This is a genomic window from Klebsiella sp. 10982 (genome assembly GCF_048589245.1).
Lineage (GTDB): Bacteria > Pseudomonadota > Gammaproteobacteria > Enterobacterales > Enterobacteriaceae > Klebsiella > Klebsiella quasivariicola.
In genome coordinates, this window is sequence record NZ_JBMAXV010000010.1 from 125,620 (window position 1) to 132,276 (window position 6,657).

3 protein-coding genes are annotated in these 6,657 nt (G+C 43.3%); 1 reads left to right on the plus strand and 2 read right to left on the minus strand.

From position 1 onward, the window contains the following. Positions 1 to 207: 207 nt before the first annotated feature. Both ACKLKD_RS11250 and ACKLKD_RS11255 read right to left on the minus strand, forming a co-directional pair. On the minus strand, positions 208 to 5,316 hold the full coding sequence (locus tag ACKLKD_RS11250; RefSeq protein WP_080924336.1) for an AAA family ATPase: 5,109 nt from the start codon (positions 5,314 to 5,316) through the stop codon (positions 208 to 210). A gap of 271 nt (positions 5,317 to 5,587) precedes the next feature. Further along, positions 5,588 to 5,743: a hypothetical protein gene (locus ACKLKD_RS11255; protein ID WP_223862110.1), complete on the minus strand. Its 156-nt coding sequence runs from the start codon at positions 5,741 to 5,743 to the stop codon at positions 5,588 to 5,590. A 439-nt stretch (positions 5,744 to 6,182) separates the two neighbouring features. Here ACKLKD_RS11255 and ACKLKD_RS11260 point away from each other — a divergent pair. After that, a partial coding sequence (locus ACKLKD_RS11260; RefSeq protein ID WP_420061970.1) for a hypothetical protein occupies positions 6,183 to 6,657 on the plus strand: 475 nt, incomplete at its 3' end.

Here is a 6,657-nt window from a genome sequence, read left to right on the forward strand (position 1 = left end):
GATAGAGGCCGGTTGATGTTAGCAACGTCTGCTCTTGGCAAGGATCGGAAAGAAAGACAGGTTTTAAATTCCGCTTTGGGCTGTGAGTTCAACTGAGGGATGCAAGAGGGGGCTCTAACTGTGGATGGCACGTTTATAAGGGATAATTACAACTAGATAGCCCCCTTTTGGGGGCTCTGAGGTATTTGTTAAATCCGTGGAAGTGCCCTATAAACGGATATCTCGAAACGACTCATTTAATTGTAACAAAGAGCTCCGTCTATCCCCCATATCTACAAGTACATCAAGAATCCTCAAGAGTTTCTGTGCCAAATCGACTGACATTGGCGTATTTCGATGTGCAAAATACTCAACTAACGCAGCAATACGTTCTAGAAGTAGAGTGCTGTGCCATCCTTGGAGGGAATCTGGGCCCTGATTTAAAACCGATATGATTTGATCGGCAAATATATCCGCGGGATAAGTTACTTTTGCACGTTCACAAAGTGTTAAAAATCTTTCCATGATTGGAATCAACCCACCAACTGCCCTAATAAAGTGATCAATAACTGGTAAGATTAGTGGAAGTTCGGACCAATCACCATTCGCATAACGAGCTGATTTCTCTGCCTTCTCAACAGAAACAAACATCAAGGCATCAATTAGCCCCTGATACTGAAAATTATTCAGCTTACCTTTGAGGAAAGAATTTGAGTCAAACTCCGGAAGTTTAAGGAATCGGTCTAAACAGATATTAAGTATGATAACTGTGTCAGATGGTATTGTTAGTGCGTCGTATACATAGTGACAGACATAACCATTTACTAACGGATACAAAAGTTCCAGACAATGACTATCTTCAATTTCTAAAATAGGTATGAGAAAACGTGTATTAAAAGAGCTAAATGGAATTAAGCCAGCAACCAAGCTAAGTGTTGTACCTAGCGATTGTGACCATTCAAAGGTGTCATGTAGCGAATAATTTCCACCTTTGGATTGTTCACCGTTAGCCTCATACTCTTGAACGGTCCAGTTTAACGCACTCTCAAGAAAAATTAAAAAATCTTCTTTTCTTTCACTTGCCATAATGCTTTCAACAGGAACAAGACTGAATGCTTTCGCAGCATCTGCAGCTAGCCAGATAATGTCAGAGGCATTCTTTTCTTCGTCACTCTCGGTTGGATTATCTTTGTTATGATTCTGAATGTTTAAATTATTACGTTTTACCCATGGCGCTGGAATTAGTGGGAGTTTCGGCCACTCGCTACTCCCTTCATAGAATTCAAGGAGTGCATTTATTTCAATCTCAGCCTCAGGCGACGGCAAGTTTATATCTCCTTTCTTACGCGTGTCTTGTAATGAATGAATAGATGCGCAATTGCGAGAAAATGCCAAAACCAGTGCCACCCATGTGAGTTTTGGCGCTGTGTTCCATAAATCGCAGGCTTCTTTGAGTGCTGCTAATGCAACGGCTTTAAGTGGATGAGTTATCAGAATTAATAAGCTGCGAGCGATTTCATATTGATGAGCATTCTCACGGAGTTCGGCTGCAAGTCCTTGCGCAGCAAATATCGCTGGGTGGTCTATGGTAATGGCATCGGGGGTCCAGAACTTATCTTTTATTTCTTTTCGTTTTAGCACGCGCATTAAAATATCTCGCGCCCAACGAATACTCGAAGGTGTGGTTTCTTGACGAAAAGTTAATATAACGGCCGCAATTGCTGAAAGTGCACCTCGATAAATAGCTAAGTGAGTTTCTTCTGATTCATCTGCAGAATAGATCATAACATCAGAGGTGTCGATTTGTCTTCCAACAGCAATAGCCTCTGGTATTGAGAATGTGTCTAGCAATGCTTTTTTTTCAAGGCATTTCAAACACCATGTTAAAAGTCGAGTTGCGTTAATAAACTTCGAAGCAGTTTCTCTTTTGGCAATACTTTCCGGGGTGGATGAAAAAGAACTGGTATGAGAAACCGCTATCAGGTCTGGCCTATTCTCAACTTCATGAAAATTGTAGTTATTCCAGTCTACCAATTCAGCATACTTTAAGGCTTCAGTCCTCAATCTAGAAATACACTCAGGCCGATCACGCAACTCTTCGTACTCAAAAGGTAGATTATCAGTAAAGCTGAGAATGTTCTTTTTAAGAATATCGCTATATTCATCACCCTTAATGAAATGTGATGAAATAAGGCTTGTCAAAGTTTGTTGCCGTTCTGGCTGTATAGATGCGGTAGATGTAGTCCCAATAAGTGAGGGATCGGTCTGACCGTCGGAAGAAAACATGCCCGAACAAGAAATTAAGTCTTGGTGCATTCGCTGTTGATCAGCACTTAGCACTCGTTGTGATGTTAGCAGCGGCAATGTAGCAGGGGAAACTGTCTTAGTATGTAGTGTTAGCATTGCGGCGACGCCCAGGATAGCAATGTTATCATGGCCGATAACAACTTGTTCAAGCAGGTCATCGAGTGGGCGAGCACGCATTAGTTCTTCATAACACCACTGTTCGAGTGCCATTAAAGCACAGCCAATTACATGAGAAGCTCGGGCTGCTCTGAACCACTGGAACTCACGAGCGTTTCCCCAGAATTTCTGATGACCCCAACAAAATGTAAGCTCAAGCGGGATAGGCGTACCTTGTGTATCTCGGGAGCATGTATGCATTTGTCTCCATGCCATTGTCGCATGATTGCAAAGCTCTCTGACTAGAGCTAATGCCTCATTAGGTGAGTGCTGGAACAATGACTGGAAAGGCTCTCTTCGCGGTGTAGGTGGATAGAAATTACGAAAACCATCATCCAAACACAATCTATCCCAATCATAATGGGAAACACCGACAGTTGTGAATAAGCTGAAATTATTGAGATATGCCTGTTCTTGTGAGGTCCTTTCGGACTCGGGCTTGGCCTGAATGGTAATCCGCCTCTCCCTGTCCCGCTTGTTTTCTGCTGCTTCTCGAGCAAGTTGTTCTTCGGGTAATTCTTCTTTTAAACAGGCCAATGTAATATTAACAATTTCGCTAGGGTGAGATTGTGCCAATATCGGGCAAAGAGTTAATACGTCGTCAAAAACATCTCGGCGTAGCGTATTCGACCGACCTGAGTTGAGTAGATAGGTTGAGACTATCTCAGGTTCAGCCTTTGATGAGAGAAAAATTAGTCGTCTCAAAGATTTTCTGAATTTTTCAAGTTCAGGTATTTCATGCCAATCAAAGGAATTTGCATGCCAATTGTCACGGTAATTAATATTATCAATATCATTTAACCATATATTACATTGAAGTAAGAGTTTATGGGTGATGGGATTAGCGGTACAAAAGAACACGTTCTGCCAAACCTCAAATACAGCGAGAATATCTGGATAGAGTCTCTTTGGGACAATAGATATGTGAGCAAGAATGAATTCAATAAAACGCCGCCATAAAAGATAATCGGAGGGCAAGCTTACAAGGTAGGCATATTGCTGTTGAGTTTCAGAGGGAAAGGCGAAAGTATTGATGGACTCGTTCGGCGTAATTTTAGTCGCCTGGAACCAAACTAAAGCTTTTTTGAAAAGCTGACAACCATCAGCAAGAATGGCTCGAGTGTATGGATCTTGCTGCTTGGCAAAGTCAGGCAAACCTAAAGGTCCTAACAGCCATGCTCGTAACCATTGTGTTCTCAACCCGGAAGACTGAGTTAGGGCTAACCAGGCAGCCCAGTTTTCCCCATAGTTGTACTCCCATTGAGAGGCCAACTCTATCGTGCGAGCTAAAGCAGGAGGCTCACCACAGGACCGAATCTCATCAACCCATCGCTCCTCACACTCAGCAATGACATGGAGAAAAGCCCATTCGAAGAAGATATCATGCGTAAAACGTACAGAGATACCGTCACGCACAGAGTCAAGAAGGCCATCAGACTTCATTGCGTCAATATGCATCATTGTAGAAAGCTGATTCATTTTGATCGGTTTGTTTAAGGCATGAGCTTGGAGCTTTGCCAACTCAATGAGTTGGCGCTGACGCTCTACAGCAAACTGACCTGTCTCATTGTATCCACCTCGTTGCCACCATTGGGCAATCAAGTCTACTTCTGAACGAGGCTGAAAGGTTGACTGGGGATCAATGGTGTAATTCTGATGGAGTACTTTCGCAAAGAAGGGACGCCTAACAATATCTTCAAGCTGTGTTGAACTAAAAAGCAATGATCTAAGCAGAGGATTAGCAGCTGCAAGTGTTTCAGCTTCCTCGTTACTTAGATTGTTGAGGGACACGGTTCCTAATGTCATTCCATTAACTGTATCCCCAAGCCAGTGCTGGAGTGCATCAACGCTAGTATCACGTAGAGATGCTATAATACGCCAATTTGCAAGCTCTGGTGACTGTATGATAGTACGAATGATATCTAGAATAATAGGCTGTTGCTCTTTTTCCGTTCTATCAATGGCATCAATGAATATAACGGGAGTACCAACTTTCTCTATTTGGGAGAGCAACTGGGATAGCGGCTGTGCTGATAACCCCTGCGTACTGGCATAACTGAACCAGCTTTTTCCTTCAAGCTGCTCAGCCCTGAGAAAAAGTACGGGACCTTTATCAAGAGCCTGCTGAGCCAGTTGTTTTAGTAGTACAGACTTCCCACTACCAGGTAAACCGCGGACTTGAATGAATTGGACTGATTTGATGAGGTTATTTATATCCTGCAGAAATGCCGTACGTTCTATTTGTATACCACCTATATCGCACTGAATGCTTTCTGCGTTATTTTGTGCAATTCTGACAATCTGCCGTATGTCGTCAGGTATCAGGTTATTAAGATTTTCGCTCAGACTGCTCAGAAACTCCAACTGCTTGTCCCCATAAGCCTGAACAATAGCAGCAGTACCTTTATCTTTAATGGAACCCAATACACTGGCTTCGAGTACCGCAAGTGCTGTAGTGATTATCGAAATAGCGTACTGCTTACTCTCAAAAGATTCTTCAATGTAGCTTGAAACGAGTATATTAAGGCTTTCTTGTGAGTATTCATTACCAGTAAGCTTATCCCTGATAAATTGTTTAAGAAGGTATTGCGTCTCTTGCTGAGTTAACCACTTTTGTATATGTGGACGTTTAAATGATTCTGGCTGAACAGCTGCTTTACCTAGGGCATTCATAGCAGTTGACCACCAAGGTTTCGAGTCATCCACAACCCCCAGCCGCCCCAAGGCTTCATTTAGAAATTTATCCAATTGAAGTTCGATGGCTTCATCCGGCTTATTTGCCGCCGTATGCTCAGCGTAAATTTGCTTTGCTTTAGGCATAACGATACGCCCAATAGGACCTAGGCATTTTAATAAAAAAGTAGATAAACTCATATTGTCTTGCCATTCAAGCTGTAAGATAAACGTAAACTTATTATATCCAGATAATTTGCCACTGCCAGTGACTTGTTCTCCTTTACAGATATACCCAGTTTAAAAATATCCACCTCACTGGTAAAACCTTCGGTTGCAGTTGCTCTACATCTGCAGGCGCATTGTGGGGCACAACTTGAGAAGTTTGTATGGGCGCCGAATCAGGATGACGTTTTGATGGGCTGGAAGCCGACATGGCGACCACGCTGCGGTCGCTAAGTATAGTTTGAGATTACTCGATTTTAGACGTTAGCGTCCGCGTCCTGGCAGTGTTGCGAAAGGTCAGCTCGCTCAACAGCTGTTCAAGTTCACTAACATTGTTGCGGGACTGTTCGAAGATTGCTTCCAGACCGAAGATTGATTTTTGCGCATACTGCCGTGTCTTCATTTATTTCTGCGGCTCCATATCCCTTCAGTTACGAGCATATTATGCTGATTAGCTTGATTTCTAAACTAATAACTTGCACTCCTGACCCAGATCCAAATCTCGGTTGGATGTTTAATTGGCTACTTACGTGCGAAGACGCACTCTGTGCAAATCAATATAATGCAGGTTCGTTGCTATGACTTGATGGTTGAGAGCTAGCCAAAGGCTATTACCCGTGAGCTTGAGGTACAGTAAACAGTAATAAGTTTTCGACATCTAGATAGATTTTTATTCTCGTGCCTATGAGCACATTAACTTCGTCCATGCACATTAATGATATGCGACATATTGCCCAGGCCCTCCATACTCTTTGACCTCTTGTTAGCAAGTAGATTTCCTTATTCCCATTAGCTAAACTGCGCGGCTGGATTCCTCCCAGCGACCACGCGCAGAGCGAACCATGATTCGCAGAAACAAACCATTTAATACTCTTTCCCGCCGTCGGCGTCGTTCCCAGACACAATACGCCAAGAATCTGATCCACCGGGAGCGTCACCGTTGCGGAGGACTGCATTATGATGATTGCGATTCTGAAAATGCAGAGGCTATTGCTGCGGGTTGGGTGTGGACCTGGAGCGATGTTTTATTCTTGGGTAATTCGCCTGATGTGTACTGGAATGCGGAGATCATTACCATTGACGTAGCTGGTGCGGATATTGTGGAAAATCTGGTGTTTGAAGAAGCCCATGCTATGTTGAGCCAAAACCAGCAGGAAGATGAAGCCCGCATGGATACAACACCAAACTACAATGCGAAAGGGAAGGTGGTTAGCCATACGGTGGTAGAACGTACCCGCGTTTCTTATCCTCAATTCGGTGGATTAACCTATTTCGACTACATTGATAAACGCTTGGCCGAGGTCATGCGTGACAATC

Excerpts from the sequence above, each read along its gene's own strand:
- ACKLKD_RS11255 (WP_223862110.1), bottom strand. The coding sequence starts at position 5,743 with ATGAAGACACGGCAGTATGCGCAAAAATCAATCTTCGGTCTGGAAGCA.
- ACKLKD_RS11250 (WP_080924336.1), bottom strand. The coding sequence starts at position 5,316 with ATGAGTTTATCTACTTTTTTATTAAAATGCCTAGGTCCTATTGGGCGT.